Source organism: Chryseobacterium formosum (assembly GCF_026460885.1).
Classification (GTDB): domain Bacteria; phylum Bacteroidota; class Bacteroidia; order Flavobacteriales; family Weeksellaceae; genus Chryseobacterium; species Chryseobacterium formosus.
This window is the reverse complement of record NZ_JAOVZW010000004.1, coordinates 41,587-62,960: the sequence shown is the minus strand read 5'-3', so window position 1 is coordinate 62,960 and position 21,374 is coordinate 41,587. Positions and strand designations below refer to the sequence as shown.

General features: G+C 32.4%; 21 protein-coding genes and 1 tRNA gene. 12 read left to right on the top strand and 10 right to left on the bottom strand.

Going from position 1 to position 21,374, the window contains the following annotated elements; all coding sequences use genetic code 11:
• Positions 1–122: 122 nt before the first annotated feature.
• Entirely contained in the window at positions 123–689 is a 567-nt protein-coding gene (locus OF897_RS04760; RefSeq protein WP_267264551.1) for a Crp/Fnr family transcriptional regulator, read from the bottom strand.
• Positions 690–820: 131 nt separating this feature from the next.
• Between OF897_RS04760 and OF897_RS04755 the strand changes: the two genes are divergently transcribed.
• Positions 821–1,447, top strand: coding sequence for a chloramphenicol acetyltransferase (locus OF897_RS04755; protein ID WP_267264550.1), 627 nt, complete (start codon positions 821–823; stop codon positions 1,445–1,447).
• 63 nt (positions 1,448–1,510) lie between these two features.
• Here the strand turns inward: OF897_RS04755 and OF897_RS04750 are convergent.
• The 3 genes from OF897_RS04750 to OF897_RS04740 all read right to left on the bottom strand — a co-directional run bounded on the left by OF897_RS04750 (position 1,511) and on the right by OF897_RS04740 (position 6,477).
• Positions 1,511–1,584: transfer RNA gene (locus OF897_RS04750), tRNA-Arg, on the bottom strand.
• A gap of 78 nt (positions 1,585–1,662) precedes the next feature.
• Complete coding sequence (locus OF897_RS04745) at positions 1,663–3,429, bottom strand: TonB-dependent receptor (protein WP_267264549.1); 1,767 nt, start codon at positions 3,427–3,429, stop codon at positions 1,663–1,665.
• 81 nt (positions 3,430–3,510) lie between these two features.
• Positions 3,511–6,477, bottom strand: coding sequence for a tetratricopeptide repeat protein (locus OF897_RS04740; RefSeq protein WP_267264548.1), 2,967 nt, complete (start codon positions 6,475–6,477; stop codon positions 3,511–3,513).
• A 252-nt stretch (positions 6,478–6,729) separates the two neighbouring features.
• Here OF897_RS04740 and OF897_RS04735 point away from each other — a divergent pair, with 252 nt between their 5' ends.
• From OF897_RS04735 to OF897_RS04720, 4 genes are all read left to right on the top strand, one after another.
• Complete coding sequence (locus tag OF897_RS04735; protein ID WP_267264547.1) at positions 6,730–8,544, top strand: APC family permease; 1,815 nt, start codon at positions 6,730–6,732, stop codon at positions 8,542–8,544.
• Positions 8,545–9,144 (top strand): hypothetical protein, encoded by a 600-nt coding sequence (locus OF897_RS04730; protein WP_267264546.1) that lies wholly within the window; start codon positions 8,545–8,547, stop codon positions 9,142–9,144.
• 278 nt (positions 9,145–9,422) lie between these two features.
• Positions 9,423–9,746, top strand: coding sequence for a DUF962 domain-containing protein (locus tag OF897_RS04725; RefSeq protein WP_267264545.1), 324 nt, complete (start codon positions 9,423–9,425; stop codon positions 9,744–9,746).
• Between the two features lie 26 nt (positions 9,747–9,772).
• Positions 9,773–10,114, top strand: a complete 342-nt coding sequence (locus OF897_RS04720; protein WP_267264544.1) for a DUF4377 domain-containing protein — start codon at positions 9,773–9,775, stop codon at positions 10,112–10,114.
• A 50-nt stretch (positions 10,115–10,164) separates the two neighbouring features.
• On the opposite strand, the gene OF897_RS04715 is transcribed toward OF897_RS04720, so the two are convergent.
• Both OF897_RS04715 and OF897_RS04710 read right to left on the bottom strand, forming a co-directional pair.
• Positions 10,165–11,106 carry an SPFH domain-containing protein gene (locus OF897_RS04715; protein WP_267264543.1) on the bottom strand — a complete coding sequence of 314 codons (942 nt, stop codon included), beginning with the start codon at positions 11,104–11,106 and terminating at the stop codon, positions 10,165–10,167.
• 75 nt (positions 11,107–11,181) lie between these two features.
• Complete coding sequence (locus tag OF897_RS04710; protein WP_267264752.1) at positions 11,182–12,537, bottom strand: deoxyguanosinetriphosphate triphosphohydrolase; 1,356 nt, start codon at positions 12,535–12,537, stop codon at positions 11,182–11,184.
• Between the two features lie 71 nt (positions 12,538–12,608).
• On the opposite strand from OF897_RS04710, the gene OF897_RS04705 reads away from it, so the two are divergent.
• Complete coding sequence (locus OF897_RS04705; protein WP_267264542.1) at positions 12,609–13,340, top strand: DNA-formamidopyrimidine glycosylase family protein; 732 nt, start codon at positions 12,609–12,611, stop codon at positions 13,338–13,340.
• Between the two features lie 5 nt (positions 13,341–13,345).
• Here OF897_RS04705 and OF897_RS04700 read toward each other — a convergent pair whose 3' ends face one another.
• Both OF897_RS04700 and OF897_RS04695 read right to left on the bottom strand, forming a co-directional pair.
• Positions 13,346–14,071, bottom strand: a complete 726-nt coding sequence (locus tag OF897_RS04700; RefSeq protein ID WP_267264541.1) for a LytR/AlgR family response regulator transcription factor — start codon at positions 14,069–14,071, stop codon at positions 13,346–13,348.
• Entirely contained in the window at positions 14,068–15,135 is a 1,068-nt protein-coding gene (locus tag OF897_RS04695) for a sensor histidine kinase (protein WP_267264540.1), read from the bottom strand. Before OF897_RS04695 ends, OF897_RS04700 begins: the two co-directional genes overlap by 4 nt.
• 187 nt (positions 15,136–15,322) lie before the next feature.
• Between OF897_RS04695 and OF897_RS04690 the strand changes: the two genes are divergently transcribed.
• The 5 genes from OF897_RS04690 (at position 15,323) to OF897_RS04670 (ending at position 19,195) form a co-directional block, all read left to right on the top strand.
• A complete protein-coding gene (locus OF897_RS04690) occupies positions 15,323–15,751 on the top strand; it encodes a hypothetical protein (RefSeq protein WP_267264539.1) in 429 nt (142 codons plus the stop codon).
• 5 nt (positions 15,752–15,756) lie between these two features.
• Positions 15,757–16,737: a hypothetical protein gene (locus OF897_RS04685; protein WP_267264538.1), complete on the top strand. Its 981-nt coding sequence runs from the start codon at positions 15,757–15,759 to the stop codon at positions 16,735–16,737.
• A gap of 537 nt (positions 16,738–17,274) precedes the next feature.
• Positions 17,275–17,769: a MepB family protein gene (locus tag OF897_RS04680; RefSeq protein ID WP_267264537.1), complete on the top strand. Its 495-nt coding sequence runs from the start codon at positions 17,275–17,277 to the stop codon at positions 17,767–17,769.
• Positions 17,770–17,822: 53 nt separating this feature from the next.
• On the top strand, positions 17,823–18,530 hold the full coding sequence (locus OF897_RS04675) for an AAA family ATPase (protein WP_267264536.1): 708 nt from the start codon (positions 17,823–17,825) through the stop codon (positions 18,528–18,530).
• A gap of 95 nt (positions 18,531–18,625) precedes the next feature.
• Positions 18,626–19,195 carry a hypothetical protein gene (locus OF897_RS04670; protein WP_267264535.1) on the top strand — a complete coding sequence of 190 codons (570 nt, stop codon included), beginning with the start codon at positions 18,626–18,628 and terminating at the stop codon, positions 19,193–19,195.
• A gap of 69 nt (positions 19,196–19,264) precedes the next feature.
• Here the strand turns inward: OF897_RS04670 and dnaN are convergent, their stop codons facing one another.
• The gene (dnaN, locus tag OF897_RS04665; RefSeq protein ID WP_267264534.1) at positions 19,265–20,395 is read right to left on the bottom strand and encodes a DNA polymerase III subunit beta; all 1,131 of its coding nucleotides are present in this window, start codon (positions 20,393–20,395) and stop codon (positions 19,265–19,267) included.
• Between the two features lie 57 nt (positions 20,396–20,452).
• Between dnaN and OF897_RS04660 the strand changes: the two genes are divergently transcribed.
• A complete protein-coding gene (locus tag OF897_RS04660) occupies positions 20,453–20,866 on the top strand; it encodes a diacylglycerol kinase family protein (RefSeq protein WP_323809013.1) in 414 nt (137 codons plus the stop codon).
• 120 nt (positions 20,867–20,986) lie between these two features.
• Here the strand turns inward: OF897_RS04660 and OF897_RS04655 are convergent, their stop codons facing one another.
• Complete coding sequence (locus tag OF897_RS04655; RefSeq protein ID WP_267264532.1) at positions 20,987–21,370, bottom strand: ribonuclease inhibitor; 384 nt, start codon at positions 21,368–21,370, stop codon at positions 20,987–20,989.
• Positions 21,371–21,374 lie beyond the last annotated feature (4 nt).

Here is a 21,374-nt window from a genome sequence, read left to right as displayed (position 1 = left end):
AATTATTATTTCGTTTCATTTTTATAAAAATATAGATTTTGAGGATTTACAGCATCCTGCTCTTTCATGTTGAAAATTTTAGGGAAAACTTGCTTAATTGTAGTATACAATCATTTTTAAATTTATCCGTTTAAATTTTTCAAACTTCTATTTAAACTTCTAACCGAAATTCCCAAATACGCCGCCAAATCTTCTTTTGAAAGGTGAATATCTTGTTTAAACTGCAGATCCAAAAGTTTTCGCAAACTATGCTCAACAGTATATAATTGCTGAAAAGATGCTCTGCTCGAAGTATTCACAATTCGCTCAGCAAAAGCATCAACCAATAAAGCATTTAGTTCTAAGTTATTTTTTAATAAACTCTGAAAATATGGTATCGACAAAGCATACACCGAAACATCGGTCATTGCTTCGATATTGCATAAACAAGGAATATTTCTAATGCATTCGATTTCGCCAATGATTTCACCTTCTCCTAAAAATTCCAAAATAAATTCTTTATCATTTTCTTCACTGAAATAACACTTTGCAATCCCCTCTTTCATGAACATAACTTTGGATGAGTTATTATTTTGAATCAGAAGCTTTTGTCCTTTTGAAAATTGTTTCAAAATCACATCTTCTTTTCTCTCCTGCTGTAGATAAAGTTTGGTAATAAAATCTAAAAACGTATGGTTTGTTCGTAACATATTTTTATTCGGGACAAATGTCCTTTCGGGATTTTTTATTTAAGGTGAAATTTGCGGTAGAAAATTACACAATAGTAATGAAAAATAAAACTATTGATTTCATTCTATTTCCCGATATAAATGTATAAATTATGAAGAAACTTATTAAACTTGACGATTGGAAAAGAAAAGAACATTTCCTATTTTTTTCGAAATTTGAAGAACCATTTTTTGGAGTAACCATAAATATTGACTGTACAATTGCTTACAAAAATGCAAAAGAAAAAAGCAGTTCTTTTTTTCTTTATTATCTCTACAGAGCTTTAAAAGCAGCCAATAATATAGAAAATTTCCGCTATAGAATTATTGATAAAGAAGTCTATTTGTTTGATCAAATAAATGCTTCGGCAACAATCAACAGACCTGATGAAACTTTCGGTTTCTCTTATATGGATTATCTTGAGAACGAAGAAATATTTTATAAAAAAGCAAAAAAAGAAATTGCAAGAGTACAACAATCTAAAGGTTTAATTCCTGCAGGTTCGGGAGAAAATGTTATTCATTTTTCAGCTGTTCCATGGCTTGATTTCACTGCACTTTCTCATGCAAGAAGTTTTGCATTTCCGGATAGTTGTCCTAAAATTTCTTTTGGAAAAGTCACCGAACAAAATGGTAAAAAATTAATGTCAGTTTCGATTAATGCACATCACGGATTGATGGATGGTTTACATATCGGACTGTTTACTGAAAGGTTTCAGGAATTGATGAATGAAGTTTAGTTATCAAACACTTAGGTTTAAAAATTCACAAAAAAGCGTCTACAAATGTAAACGCTTTTTTTGTGACTTCGAAGGGATTCGAACCCCCAACCCTTGGAGCCGAAATCCAATATTCTATCCAGTTGAACTACGAAGCCGGTTTTATATCATTGATAAATGATAATTTATAAGTGATATTGTAATCATTCATCAATTATCATTTATCAATTATTATTTTAGAAAGTAATCTTCACACCTCCCACAACCTGCGCACCAAGAACTTTATAGCCTTTGTACGTTTGGTATTTTGAGCTTAGAAGATTGTTTCCGAGTGCAAAAATACTGAAATTTTTGTGAATTTTGTACTCTGCAGATAAGTTTAGATCTGCATAACCACCAACTTTATCATTAGTATCTTCAGTTGATTGGAAAATCATAGACGGACTTCCCACTCCTTCAAGCATATACGAGTTGGTCGTTCTGTCTGTTGCAAAAATTCCTTTAAAACCTAATGACAATTTTTTCTCAAACATTGTATATTTTGCACCCATGCTTCCAGTTACTAAAGGAACATTATAAATATTTTCGTAGTTTTTTAAATCGTACTTTAAAAATCTTACATCAGCATCCAAAATCAAGTTTTCTAAAGGAAAATACTGTAAACTACCTTTGATATCACTCACATTTCCATCATCATAAAGAGCAGAAAATGTATTGGCAAAATCGTAACCAGGTCTGTCTAAAGTAAATTCATTGGTAAAAAGATTATTGGCGCCGAAGAACATAATATTTTTCATTTTACCGTATCCTGCAGAAACATCGTATTTAAAAGTTTCGTCGATATCTCCCCTCAAACCGGCATAAAAATGATAGGTTGTTTCAGTCGGTCTCAACATCTGGTCAGAAAGTAAAAATGGATTTTCCTGCAACAATTCGCCGTAGGTATTCAGTTTTAAACCTCCATCAATCCCTCCATAAAATTTGAACTCTTTTGCGGCAGCAATCTGAAATTCAGCTTTTGGAAACCAATATGATTTATTGTTTTTCACTTCAGCCATATTTAGATTAGAGTTTCTTGCATTTAAAAAAGCAAATGTAGAACCTACCATTAAATAATTTTCACCTTTTGCAAAAGTAAGTTTTGGAGCTAAATCTGCATTAAAAAACGTTGCAGAATTTTGATCCATCAATTTAAAATCAGTCTTTACCGTTTCTAAACCTAAACCTAAATCAGCATTCATCACAATTCCATTATCGGAAAGCTTCACAGCATGTTTTGAAAGATTTGCCAAAATGGAAGCCTGATTTTCTTTTGCATCAAAATGGTCGCTTAAAAATGAAGATTTTACTCTTACATCATTCAGAATTTCATTAGAATAAAAATCATAATAACCGTTTACTTTAAACTGATTTACTTTTTGCTTCAAATCAACATCAGCTGAAGGATTTACTGCATAAATTCCATAATAATTATAATTATTTAAACCATATTCAGCATTCACATTAATCTTTCCTTTTTCTCCGTACGAGTTTAAGAAAGCACCCAAAGTTGCCGAACTTTGCTTAGAATTCCAATCGTATTCTTTTTTCAGTCCGTTTGTTGATAAAACATGAACATCTGCACCAACTTCCAGTTTATTTTCAAGGGTTGTAGAAATATTAGCATCGGCTAAAATCTTCCCGTAATTCCCCATTCCAATTTGGAAATAGTTATTTTGAGCCGTTCCGTCAAACTTTGGAGTAACATCTTCACCCTGAATGGTTGAAGTTTTAAAATCTGAAACTGCAGGAACATCCGTAATGGTATATTTTACAGGATTCGCTGATTTCTCTTCTGGTGGATAATTTTTTTCGATGACCACAGAAGTTTTTTTCTTCTCGATTTTCTTTACTTCCGGTTCTCTTTTTTTATTAAGAATCAGCTTTTCTTCTTTAATCTGGGAAAACGCCACCGACGAAAAGCCCAGAAATAATATAGATAATATTTGAATTTTCTTGTTCATTGCTTATTGTATTTAAGTATTTGTGTCGAAGTATTAATGATTTAAAATTTTGAATACTCACACGTTGATACATTATACATTTTACTTTTTAATAGTCTTTTTAACTTCTTTTGCTTCCGCTACAATTTCAGGGAAATCGGCATAGTTGGAAATAATCTGATCGCAGGTGTAACTTGCCTGATAATTGTCTTTCAGACCCACATAATTTTTTGCCATCAATACCAAAGCTTTTGCTCCCCAATAATCCTCTGATGCGTAATTGTTGGCAATCTTAAAGATAGTTTCGTTTGATGATTTGAATGCTTTCCCTTTATTCTGATAGAATGCTTTTGCATAAAGTGCTTCAGCGGCAACTTCAGTATTCGATGATTTTTCAAGAGAAGTGTAAGCAGTTTGAGCATCTTTATCTTTTCCTGAATTCATAAGACTTCTCGCCTTGATTACTTTTGCAGTTTCGATAACTGCTGCAGAGTTTTTGTTATTAGCAATAACAGCATTCGCTAATTTTTCAGCTTCCGAGAAATTCTTTTCTTCGGCATAAACCTTCATCAGTTCTACATTGGCGTAATTTTTCACGTTGATGTCTGATGAATTTCTTATACTTTCTAAATACTTTTTAGCTTCAGCAGAATTTCCTTGGGCAATATAAATTTGTGCTAAACGAGTTTGTGCATCATCCTGATAATCGTTCTGAACATTTCCGACTTCCTGAAGAACCAACAATGCTTTTGTAGGATTATTTGTCTGATAATAACTTTCTCCCAACTCATATTTAGCCTGATAAAGACCCTCTCCTGTTGGGTTTTGCGTTAAATATTTCTCGTAATAAGAAATTGCGTTTTTATAATCTTTCTTTGTGAAATACTGTTTTCCGGTTGACAAGTTAATTTCGTCAATTTCAGAAGCATCAATATTCACCCCTACGTTTCTTGCGAAATCAGCATAACCCGAAACATCACCGTTTTTAGTAAAAATAGGTTTAGCAGCCTGAACAATTTTCTGTGCGTAAGCAGTATTTTTATACTGTTCGCCAAGAGATTTTAATTCTAATAAAGCTTTATCACTTTGATTTTGGTCAATATAATTTTGCGCTCTATAAATCGATGCATTTGCTATTAAATCTTTATCCGAAGAAGATTTAATCACCTTTCCAAAGAAATCATTTGAATTATTGTAATCATTCTGGGCAGAATAAGCAACACCGATTTCATATTGTGCATCATCAATATATTCTGAAGCAGGATATTTAGAAATCAATGATTTTAAATTTGTGATTTTTGCAGCCTGATCATCTTTAAATCCTAAAGCCAAAGCTTTTTGGTACAAAGTATAATCTGTTGCATCTTCACTATTCTTGTCATAAATCGAAATTGCCTGATCCAAATCGTTATTGGCGTAATTAATATCTGCTAAACGAAGTTCTGCATCGTTTTTAAATTCAGGTTTTGGATTTTTTAAATATTGCGTAAAAAACTGTTCAGCCTGATCGAATTTTTTAGATTTAAAATAAGCATATCCCAAATCGTAGGAAAGCTGCTGTTTTTCAGGGAAAGTTTCGTTCGTTAATTTCTCGTAACGGGCAATCGCAGAAGGATAATTTCCTTTTTGATAATATACCTGACCCAACCAATATAAAGCTCTGCTGTGGAATTCTTTATTTAAATCAAATTCTAAACTTCTCAGGAAATATTTTTCAGCTTCATCAAAGTTCCCTTTGTTAAATTCTTCCGTTCCTAATAGATACGAAACTTCCTGATCTACTTTATCGGTTTCAGGAGTTGAGTTTGGCAATTTGTCAATCGCATTTAAAGTCTCTTTAAAGTTCCCGGAATACAGATAAGATTTCACCAAAAGCGATCTCATTTCCGAAGTTTTAGCATCATTGTTATTGATGGTAATATAATTCTGAATAACGTTTGTAGGATTTTCAAACGGATTTCCGATGTCGTAGCTTAATTTAGCATATTGTTCATGCGCCAGTTTTTTAACCCCTTTATCATAATCCATCTGATAAGCAGAACGGAATGCAGAAAGTGCTTCCTGCTTTTTCTCTACCGCCAAATAAGCATTTCCTAGTTGATAGTAAGCATTCTGTGCCAAAGCTGAATTGCTGTTCAACAATTGATTGTAATAAGAAACCGCTTCGTCATATTTTTTAAGCTGAGCTGCAACAAATCCCATCTCATACAAATCATTTTCAGAAGGGTTTTGCTGAACACTCAAATAATCTTTCAAATGCGGATAGGCCGAATTGTAATCATTTTTCATGAAATAAGATTCACCAATGATTTTGTGAACTTCCGCTTTGTAAGATTCCGAAATATCTTCATTCAACAAAGCATTTCCTTCCGAAATTGCCTTATCGTAATCTTTATCGTTGTAGTACATCTGTACGTAATACGGACGCACCAGTTTTGAAAATTTAGGTTGATCTTTTACCGAATCAAAATACTGAAATGCCTTTACATTATCTCTTTTAGAATAATACAAATGTCCCAACATATAAGCGATGTCGCCTTTTTGAGAGTCATCTGCCGTTTTGTGCGCTTCTTCCAATGCATCAATTGCACCTTTAGAATCGCCCATCATAAATTTAGCATATCCTAACTTCAAGATGTACTGCGTATTTTCTTCACGAGTCAACTGATATTGATTGACTTTCTTTAAAGTTTTTAAAGCTTCCTTAAAATCTTTTTTAGCCAAATAATAATCCGCCAAAGGTAAATTGGCCTGTGCAAAATAAGCAGAGTTCGGATATTCTTTCATAAAAGCCGTCAAACCGTCTTCCGCATGATTTTTCTGAAGAATAACGCCTATCACGTTATCAAAAAACTGAGAAGCCTCTTTTTTCGACTGCTCCAGATTCTGATTGTAGAAATACTGGCGTGCATATTCGTATTGAGAAGCGTTATATACTTTGGTTTGATATAGATTCTGAGCAAGATTAAACCTGTAATTTTCCTTTTGGGTAAAGTATTGAGACTGTTGCGCTTCGGAAACTCCGAAATAGAAAACAGCAGCCGCTAAAAGTATTTTTTTTGATTTCATTAACATCAAATTTTAAAATGGATAAGCCTTCAAAAATAAGACCAAATATTTTAATTTTAAGATAAGATTTTATCCACAAATTATCAACGAAAATATCGAAAAGATATTGTATAAACAAGTCTTTTCACATAATGTTAGTTTGTGGATTATTTTTTAATACTAATTAACTTTTCAGTAAGAAATATTAAGAAAATCTTAATTATTTATCAGAAATAATTACATTTGTTTTTTTCAACTTATATATCATATTTCATGAATCAACTTTTTAGAAGGAAACCATTGAGTTCTACAACTTTGAACGAAGATAACGACGGAACCCATTCTTTGAAAAAGGTTTTAAGCGTAAAAGATTTAACTTTTTTTGGTATCGCTGCCATTATTGGTGGTGGTATTTTCAGTGCAATAGGTAACGCTTGTTTTTCCGGCGGTCCGGGAGTTATTTTTTTATACGCTATTTGTGCAGTTGCTTGCGGATTTACGGCAATGTGTTACGCTGAATTTGCATCACGAGTTCCCGTTTCCGGTAGCGCCTATACTTATGCTTACGTTTCTTTCGGAGAAATTTTTGCGTGGATTATTGGTTGGGCGTTGATTATGGAATATTCTATTGGAAATATTTATATAGCTTTTTCCTGGAGTGGTTATTTTACCAATTTATTAGATACATTTGGGCTTCATCTTCCGGAATGGCTTACCATCAATTATAAATCTGCACATTCTATTTTTGATAACAATACTGCTTTTGTTCAAAGCATTAATGATTATTTGTCGAATAAAGCAACTCTTGTTAAAGATTCAGCTTTAAGCAATTACTTATCTTCTAATGAAGTGAAAGAAAGTCTTAAAGAAGGTCAAAATATGACAGCTATTCTTCAAAAAAAGGCAACATCATTACAAAACGCTGAAGGTTTTTTAGCCTGGAAAAACTCTCCTTTATTAGGAAATCTAAAGGTTATTTTTGATCTACCTGCCTTAATGATTAATGTTTTAATTACTTATTTGGTTTACAGAGGAACTAAAGAATCTAAAAACCTGAGTAATATAATGGTTTACATTAAATTAGCCGTTATTCTTCTCGTAATCATTGTTGGTTTCACGTATGTTGATATTGATAACTGGACTCCTTTTATGCCTAACGGTTTTGGAGGAGTAATGGCAGGAGTTTCTGCTGTTTTTTATGCTTACATCGGTTTTGATGCAGTTTCTACTTTGGCAGAAGAAGCAAAAAACCCTCAGAAAGATTTACCAAGAGGAATGATTTATTCTTTGGTTATCTGTACCGTCGTTTACATAATTTTAGCGTTGGTTCTCACCGGAATGGTTTCTTACACCGAACTCGGAGTTTCAGATCCATTAGCAGAAATATTTGCTTTAAAAGGAGTAAAATGGATGCTTTTCATCGTCTCAATTTCTGCAGTTGTAGCCATGACAAGTGTTTTATTGGTTTTTCAAATGGGACAGCCAAGAATTTGGATGACGATGAGCCGAGATGGATTGATGCCGAAAAAATTATCCGAAATCCATCCTAAATATAAAACGCCAGGTTTTGCAACGATTCTTACGGGTATTGTTGTTGGACTTCCTATATTTTTCACCGATGAAAATCTAATTCTAGATTTTACAAGCATCGGAACTCTGTTTGCGTTTGTACTTGTCTGCGGCGGAGTTTTAATGCTTTCGCCACAGAGTGAGGAGGAAATGGAGGAAAGAAAAGGTAAGTTTAAAATCCCTTACATCAATTCAAAATTTATTTTCCCAATTGGTTTTGTCTTGAGTCTTATTTTGGTTAATTATCTTTTCCCGACTTACTTTTCAGACATTTTTAAGGATGTTGTCGCCAATATTCCGGTCATCAGTTTCTATTTAGTTTGTATTGTAATGGTGGTTTTAGCTTTTGTTAAAAGACTGTCCTTAATTCCAATTTTAGGATTGGTTTCTTGCTGCTATCTTTTAACAGGAATGAGCACGGAAAACTGGTCATGGTTCGGAATCTGGTTAGTTTTAGGCTTGATTTTCTATTTTATTTATGGTAGAAAAAACAGTAAGCTGAGAAACAGCAAAGCCTAAATGAAATATATTTTATTGCTGGTATTTTTGATAATTATTGGATGTAAAAAATCTGATAACAAAGTAAATGTTGAAAATCTTGAAATAGAAAAAATTCCCTACAAAGCATTCTTGGTTTCACTTCACAAAAAGACAAAAGAAGAGAAAAAGAATTATCTCTTTAGATTTATCAATTACGACGTTCCCAATTATTGGATGGGTACACCCTGGTCATTCAACGGAACATCAAGAGAGCCTCAGAAAGGAAGCATCGCCTGCGGATATTTTGTTACCAATACGCTTACTGATTTTGGTTTTGATATCAACAGAACGTATTTGGCGCAACAAGCTTCTTCGGTAATGATTAAAAAACTTTGCTCAGACATCAAATATTTCAGTAAAAGACAAGATTTAGAAAAATATATTTTAAACAAGGATAAAAACCAAGTGTATATTGTCGGTCTCGACTTTCATACAGGATTTATTACGAGAGAAAATAAAGACACCTATTTTATTCATTCGAGTTACATCAAAGACAAAGGTGTAGTAAAGGAATCAACCCAAACTTCACAGGCTCTCAACGCTTCCAAAACGTTTATGATTGGAACTTTAAACTATTGAGATAATAATTCAATCCTTGTTTTTCGAAAATAAGTGAAACGCCTTTGTATATCTTAATTTGAAAACCTTTTTAACTAACTCTTTGTTTAGCGTTGCGTTTAATTATCGCAATGAAAGACAAAGTTTTTGACAATCCGCATTTTGTTTAGGAAAAACATAGGCATTTCATTTAAGAAAATAATACAATATTTGAATAAACCACCTAAACAAAAAAAGTATCATAAATAATTGGCGAAATAATTGCTAAGGTTCATCTAAGAACTTTAAAAATTAATGCCATGCCTGACAGAATTAAAACATATCAAGAGTTCTACGAATTTTATCTCGACGAACACAAGAAATTAGGAACAAGAATTTTTCATTTTCTAGGAATTCTGTTTGTTTTTCTCGTCATCGTTTTTGTCATATACACCGGAAAAGAAAGATTTCTTTGGTACATTCCGATTTTTGGATATGGATTTGCGTGGCTCAGTCATGCTTTTATTGAAAGAAATAAAGCTGCAACATTTAAATATCCGCTTTGGTCTTTGATTTCTGATTTTAAATTATTCTTTGAATTATTGATAGGCAAACAGAAATTCAGAACTCAGGAAAAAGCTTAACTTTGATTACCACTAAAATCAATCCTATGAAAAATATTTTAAAAGCTGCAAGCTGTACATTTGCAATGGTATTTTTACTGACGCAGTGCAAACCAATGCCAAATTCATCGTCTGGAGATGAAAAAACGTTTATCATCGCCTCGCAAACTGTCGATTGCACGGGAGTCGCACCAATGAAATGCCTTCAGGTAAAAGAAAAAGCATCCGACAGTTGGGGGAATTTCTACAGTAACATTGAAGGTTTCACCTATGAACCCGGATTTGAATATGTTTTAAAAGTAAAAACAGAAAAAATTGAAAATCCGCCAATGGATGGTTCATCAATCAAATATACTTTAGTAAAGCAGCTTTCAAAAACCAAGAAATAAAAAAATCCCTTTCAGAAATTGAAAGGGATTTGTATTTTAAAAGTGTTAATCTATTCCTGATGCCCTCTGTTTTTCGGAGGATTTGGCGGTAGTAACGGTTTATTATATTCTTCCATTTTTTGTGTCGCCGCCATAGAAACAACTAAGTCATTCAGCATTGAACTTGCTGCAGTTGGAGAATTTGGAAGCAAAACTAAATTGCTTCTGTTATTAGCTCCGATAGAATTTAATGTGTCATAATGTTGTGTTACAACAATCAGCGCAGAAGCTTCCTGTGCATTGATATTGGCTGCATTCAGCATTTTTACAGACTCTTCAAGACCTTTTGCAATCTCTCTTCTTTGATCTGCGATACCTTGTCCCTGAAGCTTTTTAGATTCTGCTTCAGCTTTTGCAACAGCAACAATTCTGATTCTTTGTGCTTCAGATTCGTATTCCGCAGCCGTTTTTTCACGTTCTGCAGCGTTGATTCTGTTCATGGCGTGTTTTACCTGTTCATCAGGATCAATATCGGTTACCAAAGCTTTGATAATATCATAACCATAGCTTTGCATCGCTTCCTGCAATTCACTTTTTACAGCAATCGCAATATCATCTTTTCTTACAAAAACATCGTCTAATTTTGTCTTTGGAACTTCTGCTCTTACAACATCAAAAACGTAAGATGTAATCTGATTTTCAGGATTTTCCAAACGATAATAAGCGTCTTTTACATTTTCTCTAATCACTTGATACTGAACTGAAACTTTCATTTTAATGAAAACGTTATCCAAAGTTTTGGTATCAATAATGACATCCAATTGCTGAATTCTAAGATTCAGACGTTTTGAAATCTGATCCAAAAAAGGAATTTTAAGATGTAAACCAGCATGGCTTACTTTTAAGAATTTGCCTAATCTTTCAACAACCGCCGCTGATTCCTGCTTGACCGTGAAAAAAGATGCGAATAATGTGATCAGTCCAAAAAAGACCAGAATACCGAAATAAATCATATTATAATAGTTTATAAGTGAAATGATAAGATACAATATTTAATTGTTAAATAATCGTTTTTAAAGTAAAAATAGTTACATCGTCATCCCAATATCAATTCCTTTTATTTTTCGATATAAATCAGTTGCATAATTATCGGTCATTCCGGAAACAAAATCAATCACGCCCAACGTTTTCTGATAATCACTCCCCTCTTCGTACACAAACTGTTTCGGAAGAAGTTTTAGAGCTTTCGTATCATAAGATTTTCTCTCTTCTTCAGATTTTAAAATAGACGGAATGAAATGATCCAGCAATTCATACATTACATTATAGCCGGCATTTTCAATTTCAACAACCGCTTTATGATTATAAATTTTCTCAACAGAAAAGCTTGCAATATCCTGTAATGCTTTATTTTCACCTTTATACATATCGAGCAGAGCTTTGTCGAGATTTCCTTCAAGAATTTTATCAAAGTTCTGTTTATACATTGAAATCGATTTATTAATTAAAGCATTAATAACTTTCGCTCGTAAATATGAAATTTTTTCGTTGTCATTTCCAATAGAATCAAGCTTTCTTTTAACTCTGTCTACATCATCAGTTTCGGATTTTACCAGCTCAAAAAACAGATTTTGACAATCTGCAGTTGAAACGATACCCAATCTGTGAGCATCTTCCATATCGATAATATTGTAGCAGATATCATCCGCAGCTTCCACCATCCAAACAAACGGGTGTCGTTTGAAAATATGAGGTTCTTCACTTTCTGATATTAAATTTGTTCCTTTTGCAATCTCAAGAAAAATATCCTTTTCATTTTGAAAAAACCCGAATTTCTTTCTGTGAATAATTTTCTTATCTCTCGCAATCGCTTCACACGGATATTTTGCAATACTCGCCAACGTAGCAAATGTTAATTGAGTTCCTCCCGCATCTTTTCCCTGCTGTTGTTGAGCCAAAACCCTGATTGCATTGGCATTTCCTTCAAAATTAACCAGATCAGCCCATTCTTTTTCGTTGAATTTAGGTTTAAGATCATTTTCATTTCGATCAAAATAACTTGCAATGGCATCTTCTCCCGAATGACCGAAAGCAGGATTTCCAACATCATGGCAAAGGCAGGCTGCCGCAATTACATTTCCTAAATTATGTAGATAGAAACTTTTAGAATCTTCCGTCAGATCACTTTGATAATTATCGTGAATAAACTCTCCGATAACACTCCCCAAACTTCTTCCTACAGACGAAACTTCCAAAGAATGCGTCAGACGGTTGTGTACAAAAACACTTCCCGGAAGCGGAAAAACCTGCGTTTTGTTCTGCAATCTTCTGAAAGCAGATGAGAAGATAATTCTGTCGAAATCTCTCTGAAAATCTGTTCGTGAAGCTTTGGTATGTGGATTATTTCCTGTGCGCTGATTCGTAAAAATCTGATTCAAATTCATCATTTTCCAAAATTAATTCAATTTTTACTTTTAAAGGAATAATATTTGAGTTTTTCTTTAAAAACAAAGCTATGCCTGAAGGTCCAACAATTGTTCTGATGAAAGAAGATTTACAAAAATTTGTAGGTGAAAAGGTTATCGAAGTTAGTGGAAGCGAAGTTCCCGAAAATTCCGAAATCAAAGGTGAAATTCTGCGTGAGATCAAAACTTTTGGAAAACAAACGTATTTGATTTTTGATAAGATTATTTTTAAAGTCCATCTGATGATGTTTGGCTCTTATAGTTTATACAAGAGAAAAGACATTGATACATTACGATTGGGATTAGCTTTTAAAGATGGCGGGATGTATTTTTATACCTGTGTCGTAAAGGTTATTGATGAAAGTTTTCTCTTAAAAATCGATTGGGAAGCCGATATTATGAGTGACAAATGGAATCCCGAAAAAACTGAGCAAACTTTAAAAGCTGCTCCTAAAATGATGATCTGTGATGCGTTGATGAATCAGGATATTTTTTCCGGCGTTGGAAACATTATTAAAAATGAAGCATTATTCAGAGTTGGAATTCATCCGGAAAGTCTGAATGGAAATTTACCTCCGAAAAAATTAAAAGAAATTATCGCAGAAGCAAGAAATTACGGTTTTGATTTTAAGAAATGGAAGAAAGCCAATGTTCTCAGCAAACATTTTCAGATTTATCATCAGAAAAACTGTCCTATTTGCGGTGCAGAAGTCACTAATAAGGATAGCGGAAAAAGCAAACGAATGAGTTTTTTCTGTGAAAATGATCAGAAGCTCTATTAAAATATTTAAACATCCAAATTCAGCGAACCTCCGGAATATGCTGTGAAAAACGCAGATCTGTAGACTTCACCCAAAGGAATTTCAGATTCATCGATGTAAATACTATGATTATCAAAAGAATCGATACAATTTAAATTAACCACAAAAGATTTGCTCACTCTGCAAAAGATTTCTGCCGGAAGTTTCTGATGAATGGTTTTGAGATTCATAGCCGTAATCAACTTTTGAGTTTTGGTATGAATGACGACATAGTCTTTTAAACCTTCGATGAATTTAATCTCATCAAAATTTAATTTATAAAACCTTCGGTCTGCTTTGATGAACAGAAATTCTCTGGTATTCGATTCAACCGTATTTTTTATAGTCTCTTGCGAAAGTAACTGGTGATAAAGTACAGCTTTTTGGATCGCTTTTTCTAGGCGTGGTTTTTCTATTGGTTTTAATAAATAATCGATCGCATCGAGCTCATAGCTTTTTAAAGCATACTGAGAATAAGCGGTCGTAAAAATAATCAAGCAATCTTTTGGAAGCATTTTGGCAAATTCTAAACCAGTCACTAAAGGCATTTCTATATCAAGAAAGATAAGATCTACAACATTCGTTTTTAAAAATTCTAAAGCTGCGGGAGCATTAGAAAATGATCCCAAAATATTGATTTTTGAAACTTCAAGAATCAGTGACTGCATTTCTGCTCTTGCCAAAGGCTCATCATCTACAATAATACAGTTCATATAGGAATGATTAGGTTTACGATATATTCATTTTTGGTGGAGTTAATTTCCAAGGTAAAAATGTTTTGATAAAGCAGTTCAAGTCTTCTTTTGATGTTTGCCAATCCTAGCCCGCTGTAATTGGATTCAGGAATCGGGAAGTCTGAGTTTTGAGAATTTCGGCATTCAAAGTGAAGGTTTTTCTCTTTAATTTCGATATTCACTTTTACATAAGATTCTTTTCCGCTGATATCAACACTGTGTTTCACAGCATTTTCTACAAATGTGGTAAATAAATTGGGCGGAATAAATGTAGAATTTAAAATTCTTTTATCATTCGGGCTTTCAATAGTAACCTCAAAATTTTCTCGTCTTATTTTTTCAAGATTCAGGAAATTAGATAAAAAATCAATTTCTGAAGTCAGCATTGTTTTTTCTTCGTTGTTTTCATAGAGTTGATAGCGTAGAAATTCAGATAATTTCATGATAACGGTAGTTGCTTTTTCCGGGTCAGTTCTTATTAAGGCTTTTACATTATTCAACATATTAAAAAGAAAATGCGGATTAATCTGATTACGCAATGCATTAAGTTCCATATTCAACGTAAGGCTGTTTAGTTCAACAATTTTCATACTGTCTCTAATCCATTTTTGAAGCAATTTCACTGTTGTAGTTACTAAAATAATTGAGATACACATCATCAACCCTTCATATAATCCACCTCTCTTTTCATTATATTCATCAATTTGATATTCAGCGAAAAAACTCATCACGTACGAAATTGCATGAAGTCCCAAAAATCCCATTGTTATTAATAAAACGATATACAGAATATAATAAGTTCGGAAAAAAAATCTAGGAACTAAAAGATACATATTGATATAGGCCATCATCAACAATGCAATGTATACAACGATTAGGATGTTATACTGAACTGATGCAGTATAAAACCGCCAAAATCGAGCAAAATAGAGTAAAACAAAAAAGAAAACCATAAAGGAAAGATGCCTGAAAAATCTGAAACGATCTTCTACCAGAAAATCGATGATAAAGTTGTTATTTATTTCCTTTGAATACAATTTCATGCGGTGATATTTATTTTTCTTGAGGATTGACAAAAATAACTAATAACGCAACCAAACCACCTATTATTATACAAACCCTGCACTTTATTATACAAATTATTTGGTAGAATTTATAGGGCAGTTGGTATAAAAAACCAATTCTCAAAGTCTTTTCTCTATTCCTTTGTCCTGTAAAATTATTCAAGACATGGAATTAACCGTTTTTCAGAAACTCACCGAGCAGATTACACAGGAGTGTTATTTTATGACAGATTCTCAGCAGGAAGAAAAAGTTATTCAGCTGATTGACCTGCATCACTTTATAGAATCTTACAATCAAAGCCTGAAAGTGATTGATTACATTCACCATCCAATCAATATCATTGAAGAAAACGGGATAAAAAAAGGGATCCTATTTTATGATATGAAGCATTCCCATGCTTTAGATATTTATGAATCCGAACTTTTTAAAAATCATCATCAGATTCAGGAATTATGGTTTGTTTTTGTGGAAGAAGAAAATGTTTCAAAAGCCGAAAAATATGTCAATTTCATTCAATTAAATGCAATTGAAACTTTTTACGACAGAATATTTATGTTCAATTTTTTCCAATCTAGCATCAACGCAATCAAGTAATTTCTATGACAACCTTAAAAAAAAATCTAATCACTTTCGCTCTTATTCCTGTTGCAACGATGGTTTCGGCTCAGAAAAAAGACAGCACTCCGAATAAAGTAATTGCTTTTGTTACCGATAAATTTCCGCAGGCAAGAGATTTAAATATTGAATTCACACAAATTACGCCTTATAAATTTTCTCCTGAACTGTACGGAAATGATTTGCCTGAAAATAAAATCAAATCTTTTCAGCAGGTAAAAGCGAATGCCAATGTTTATATTATTAAAAACAGAAAATGGATGTTGAGTGCGTCATTAAATTATCGGTTCACGTCAATCAATGCAGAAAATAACATCAATTTGTTTTCTGAGGAAAATGTCAATAAAGGAAATTTCCATTATCATTCTGAGGCAATAAATGTTACCCGTTTTGCAAAAGTATTCAATAAAATTGCTGTATTTTCTGCGACTGCGTCTGTAGACGGAAGCGACCAACGTTTTGAAAGAATCAGAGGAATGGTGACCGGAAGTTTGGTTTTAAAAGCCAATGCCAAAACAAAAATGACTTTGGGAGGCGCTGTTTTAATAGATCCAAGCACGCCGATTTCTGCGTTACCGATTTTTACTTATGAGCATAAATTTGACAACGGCTGGGTTGCGGATATTATCTTGCCTAAGAAAGTTTTGGTTAGAAAAGACATTTTTTCAAATGGCAGAATTTCTTTTGGAACTGAAATGGATAATACTTCATTTTACCTTTATCCATTAGAAAAAACTTACGAATTCAGACAACTTGAAATCAATTCAGGAGCTATTTATGAACATAATTTAGGTGGAAACTTTATCGGAACTTTAAAAACAGGAATCAGAGCAACACCATCATCACGAATCTTTGAAAAGAAAGAATCTCAGAGAGATTTTATTTTTGATGCAAACGCAAAACCATCTTTTTATTTCAATGTGGGTATTTCTTATAATCCATTCGGGAGAACGAAAAGAAAATAGATAATATTTCGTTAACATTCAAGCTTACATTTCCCCAAAAATGGAGTTGAATATTTTCATTATGCATCTCATTATATTCTATTTGATTTTGTCAATTATTAAACAACAATTACATAATTATTAACAAAATGACAAAATTTTAATATTTAAGCAATTAAATTAATGAAAATTTCAATAAAAATAATAACATTTAATTTTAATAAATCATTAATTAAACACCGTAAATAACTGATATACATCATAATTAATTCATTTGGTATTTAATTTTAAAGCCGTAATATTGCATTATAGAATTCGCAATAAATATTAAAATAAATAAAAATTCAAAAATTATGATCGCAATTATCGGAGTAGCAACATGTGCAGTTTTAGTTTCATCTTACATCGCAACAGTGAAAAAAGAAAATAACTAGTCAGTAATTAAATAAATCTGCCTATTTAACAAATTTATCAGTTAGTATTATTTATGTTTGCAGTCTCAACGACTGCCCGCTGTTTTACTCAACCGGAGTAAAGCAGCGCAAAAAAACATAATAAATGATTACAGAACTCGAGCAACTTCAAAATTCAATTTTTTCTAAGCTCAACTTAATCATTTCTCACCTACGGCCGGATTCTGAATGTGAAGAATATTTTGGTCACAGTTTCCAATTAAATCAATTCAGCATTAAATTCAGAAAGGCTAAAATCACTCCCAAGAAAATCGGACAGTTTGTGACTTTATGGAAAAGAAATCCTGAAAGCAAACAAACCGAACCTTTCACTTCGGAAGATACTTTTGATTTTTATATTATTTTCTGTGCACTAGGCAAAAAATCCGGATTTTTCTTTTTTTCAAAACAAATTCTTATTCAAAAAAATATTCTAACCACTCTTTCTAAAGATGGAAAACGAGGTTTCAGAGTTTATCCAATTTGGGATTCTCCGGAAAATAAACAAGCTATAAAAACTCAAAATTGGCAAAAAGATTTCTTTATTGATTTTGATAACAAACAATTCCTTAAGTTGTTTGAATCTATTCTAAAATCTTAAGGTTAAAATTTTAAATCAATTATCTTTGCAGCTCAATTTAATGCACTGCAAATATGAATCTGTACAATCTCATCATTCAGGATAAAGAATCTGTAAAGCTCGATGATGTTTTTCTTGAAACTAAAAATAAAGAACAATTTGTACAGCTCATCAAAGAGCAAACCTACGCTAAAGAATTGCAGGAATATGGACTTCCAGTTAACAATAAAATTCTTCTTGAAGGAAGTTCGGGTTGTGGCAAAACAATGACTGCAAAAGCGATTGCGAATGCTCTAGACAAGAATATTATCATCCTTAATCTGAGCAATATTGTATCTTCAAGAATTGGTGAAACTTCGCAAAATATTAAAATGATTTTCGACAAAGCAGCAAGAGAAAGATCAGTTCTTTTCCTTGATGAACTCGACCAAATCGGGAAAGCCCGTGGAAGTGACGATAAAGATGTCGGCGAAATGAGAAGATTGGTAAATACCTTGATTCAGCTGATTGATTATTATCCCGAAAATGCGTTGTTACTTTGTGCTACCAATCATGCAGAAATCATTGACACCGCCATCATTAGACGTTTTCAGCTAAAAATAAAATACGAAATGCCTTCCCAAGAATTTCTGGATTCTTATTACGACAGTCTTTTATTAAAATTCCCTGAAGACTTGAGAAATATTGAGAGGAAGTATGATATTTCTTTTGCAGAAGCTAAGGATTATACTTTTACGGTGGTGAAGGGGAATTTGATTGAGAAGCTTGAAAAGAAAAAATAAATTTATCTTGACTATTTAATAATTTTATTAAGCTTTGAATTCAAATCATTATAATATAATAATTCCTATAATTACAATTAAAATAAAAATTCACAATGACAATAAAAACTTTTGACACCGAAGGAGTGTTGATAATTGCAAATACAACCAAGTGCAAAAAATATTTTGCAGAACATGAATTTAATTATTCTTACCCAAAAGGCTTATTCGATTTAATTGCGAAAGGAATCATACACATAATTACCACTGAAGAAACCGTTGAAAACTTAAATTTTGTTTTTGATGAAGCATCCATAGATTTAAACCGTTGGGAATATAATGAATCCTATAACTATTTAGACATCTCTATAGCAGACGAAATCAGACTTATTGATCATGCAACTTTCACACAAATGTGCGACAGCTATAACGGTGATTTAGATATGCGTATAGAAAGTTCTTTGAAAACAAGAAAATTGATAAATGCTGATGTTAGTATAGAAAGGGAAACTTTTGAAGAGCGATACCCTAAGATAAATCTACCAGTTGGGCTTAATAAAATAAATGTATACAGTAACACGGTGGCTGGTGAAAATTTTTTACCTGAATTCACTTTTCTCTTTGAATTAGTAGAAAATATTGATCTAAAAAAAATTACACTTGACCCACTTGAAATTGAAGGATAACATTCCTCTTAATATAAATAAAAAGGATTTCAAAATTGAAATCCTTTTTATTTATATTTTTCTTAAATCTTACAATCCAATCACAGGCATTGAAAGCATTAAGATATTTTCATTTTCTTCAAGACCATCAAGTGGCTCAATGATTCCTGGTCTATTTGGCTGAGACATCTTCATTGTAATATCATCTGCTCCTAAAATACCCAACATCTCTGTTAAGAATTTAGAACTAAAACCGATGTTGATATCTTCTCCGTTATAATCGCAAGGAATCTGCATATCTGCTTTGTTTGCATATTCCGTATCTTCTGCGTGAAGATGAAGAATATTTGCAGACAATTTAAACCTAACTTGATTTGTTGATTTGTTTGACATGATTGACGCTCTCTTAATCGCACCTAATAAAAGGTTTCTGTTAATTGTCAATACATTTGGATTCTCTTTTGGAATTACCGCCGTGTAGTTAGGATATTTTCCGTCGATTAATCTACAAATCCAGATATGTTTACCAAAAGTAAATTTAGCCATATTCTCGTTGAAGTCAATCGTTAGATCTTCATTTGAGCTTGCTAAAATATTTTTGAAAATATTCAAAGGTTTTTTAGGCATGATGAATTCCATTGGTTCGGCATTCATCAAGTCTGTTCTTTTATAAACTACCAATCTGTGAGAATCTGTAGAAACAAAGTTAGTTTCATTTTCACCAAACTGGAACAAAACCCCTGTCATTACCGGACGAAGAGAATCATTACTTGTTGCGAAAAGCGTATTGGTTAAAGCTTCAGACAAAACTCCTGCAGGCATTGTTACAGACTGCGCTGCATCAAATTCAGGAATTTCAGGATAATCATCGGCATTGTCTAATGCAACCGCAAAATTATCTTTCTCGTCTAAAATCTCAAGCAAACTACCTGTACCTTCAGCGTTATCTTTCACCGCCAAAGTAAGAGGTTGCTCACCATACGTTTTGATAAAATCTTGAAAAATTTTAGCAGGAACAGCAAATTTACCAGAATCATCAGACTTTACTTCCAGAGAAGTAATAAGCGTAGTTTCGCCATCGGATGCAGTAATAGTAACGTTGTTTTCGTTTAGTTCAAAAAGATAGTTTTCTAAAATCGGTCTCGACTGAGAACTTGATATTACGCCACTTACAGTTTGTAAAGCCTTCTGCAGTTCACCACTTGAAATAATAAATTTCATAGATTTAAAAATAAGTTTCTACAAATATAACAAATACAAAACAGATAGAAAAAAATAATGTTGAGAGTTATTAACAACTATCAAAATAAATTTATCTTTGTTAATAATCAAATAACGATGCGCAAGCCGCCTATTCATAAAAGTTTATTGAACGCTTTTCGGGGTATTTTTCTAATAATGAAATCTGAAAGAAATTTTCAGCTTGAATTATTTGCTTTCGCTGTGAATGTTTTTTTGATTTTTTATCTTAAACTTTCAAGTATAGATACCATACTTATTCTATTGGTTTCCTTTGGCGTTTTAGTTGCGGAAATTTTCAATACAGCGATTGAAAAAACCTGTGATTTTATTCAACCTGAATTTGATAAAAAAATTGGTTTCATTAAAGATATTTCTGCCGGTGGAGTTATTTTAACAGCAATTTTGTCTGTAATTGTGGGGATTTTGGTTTACTGGAAATATATCTTTTAATGTGCAGAACATTTGTCATTCCGGAGGAATCTCAGCGATATTTTTTCATTAGCTTATATAAATGCAGTTTAGATTCCACGCTTCACTCCGTTTCACTCTGAATGACAAAAACGGATGTAATTATTCTAAAATTAGAGTAATGTTTTTATGCGATTCTATAATTTCAATCAGAATTTCATACAAGGTTTGTCCGTTTCCGGCAATTAAATCACCCAGCTTTTCTTTAGCTAAATTGATATTGAAAGATTTCCCCTGTTTGATTTTATTTTCATAAAATTCTTTCGTTGCTTTAAAACCTAAATCTTCTTTTGATTTTTGAGAATTTTTCCAAGTAATATCTGTTTCAACTCCGTACAAAATATCATCAAAACCATCTAATGTTCCGACTTTCCAATCTTTATTTTTCATAAAAAGTTGAGAAATTTCCTCGTAGAAACCGTCGAGATTATAAAAATGACTGCCATTGATGACAGTCATTTTTTTATTTAAATTATCCTTTTTCATTAAA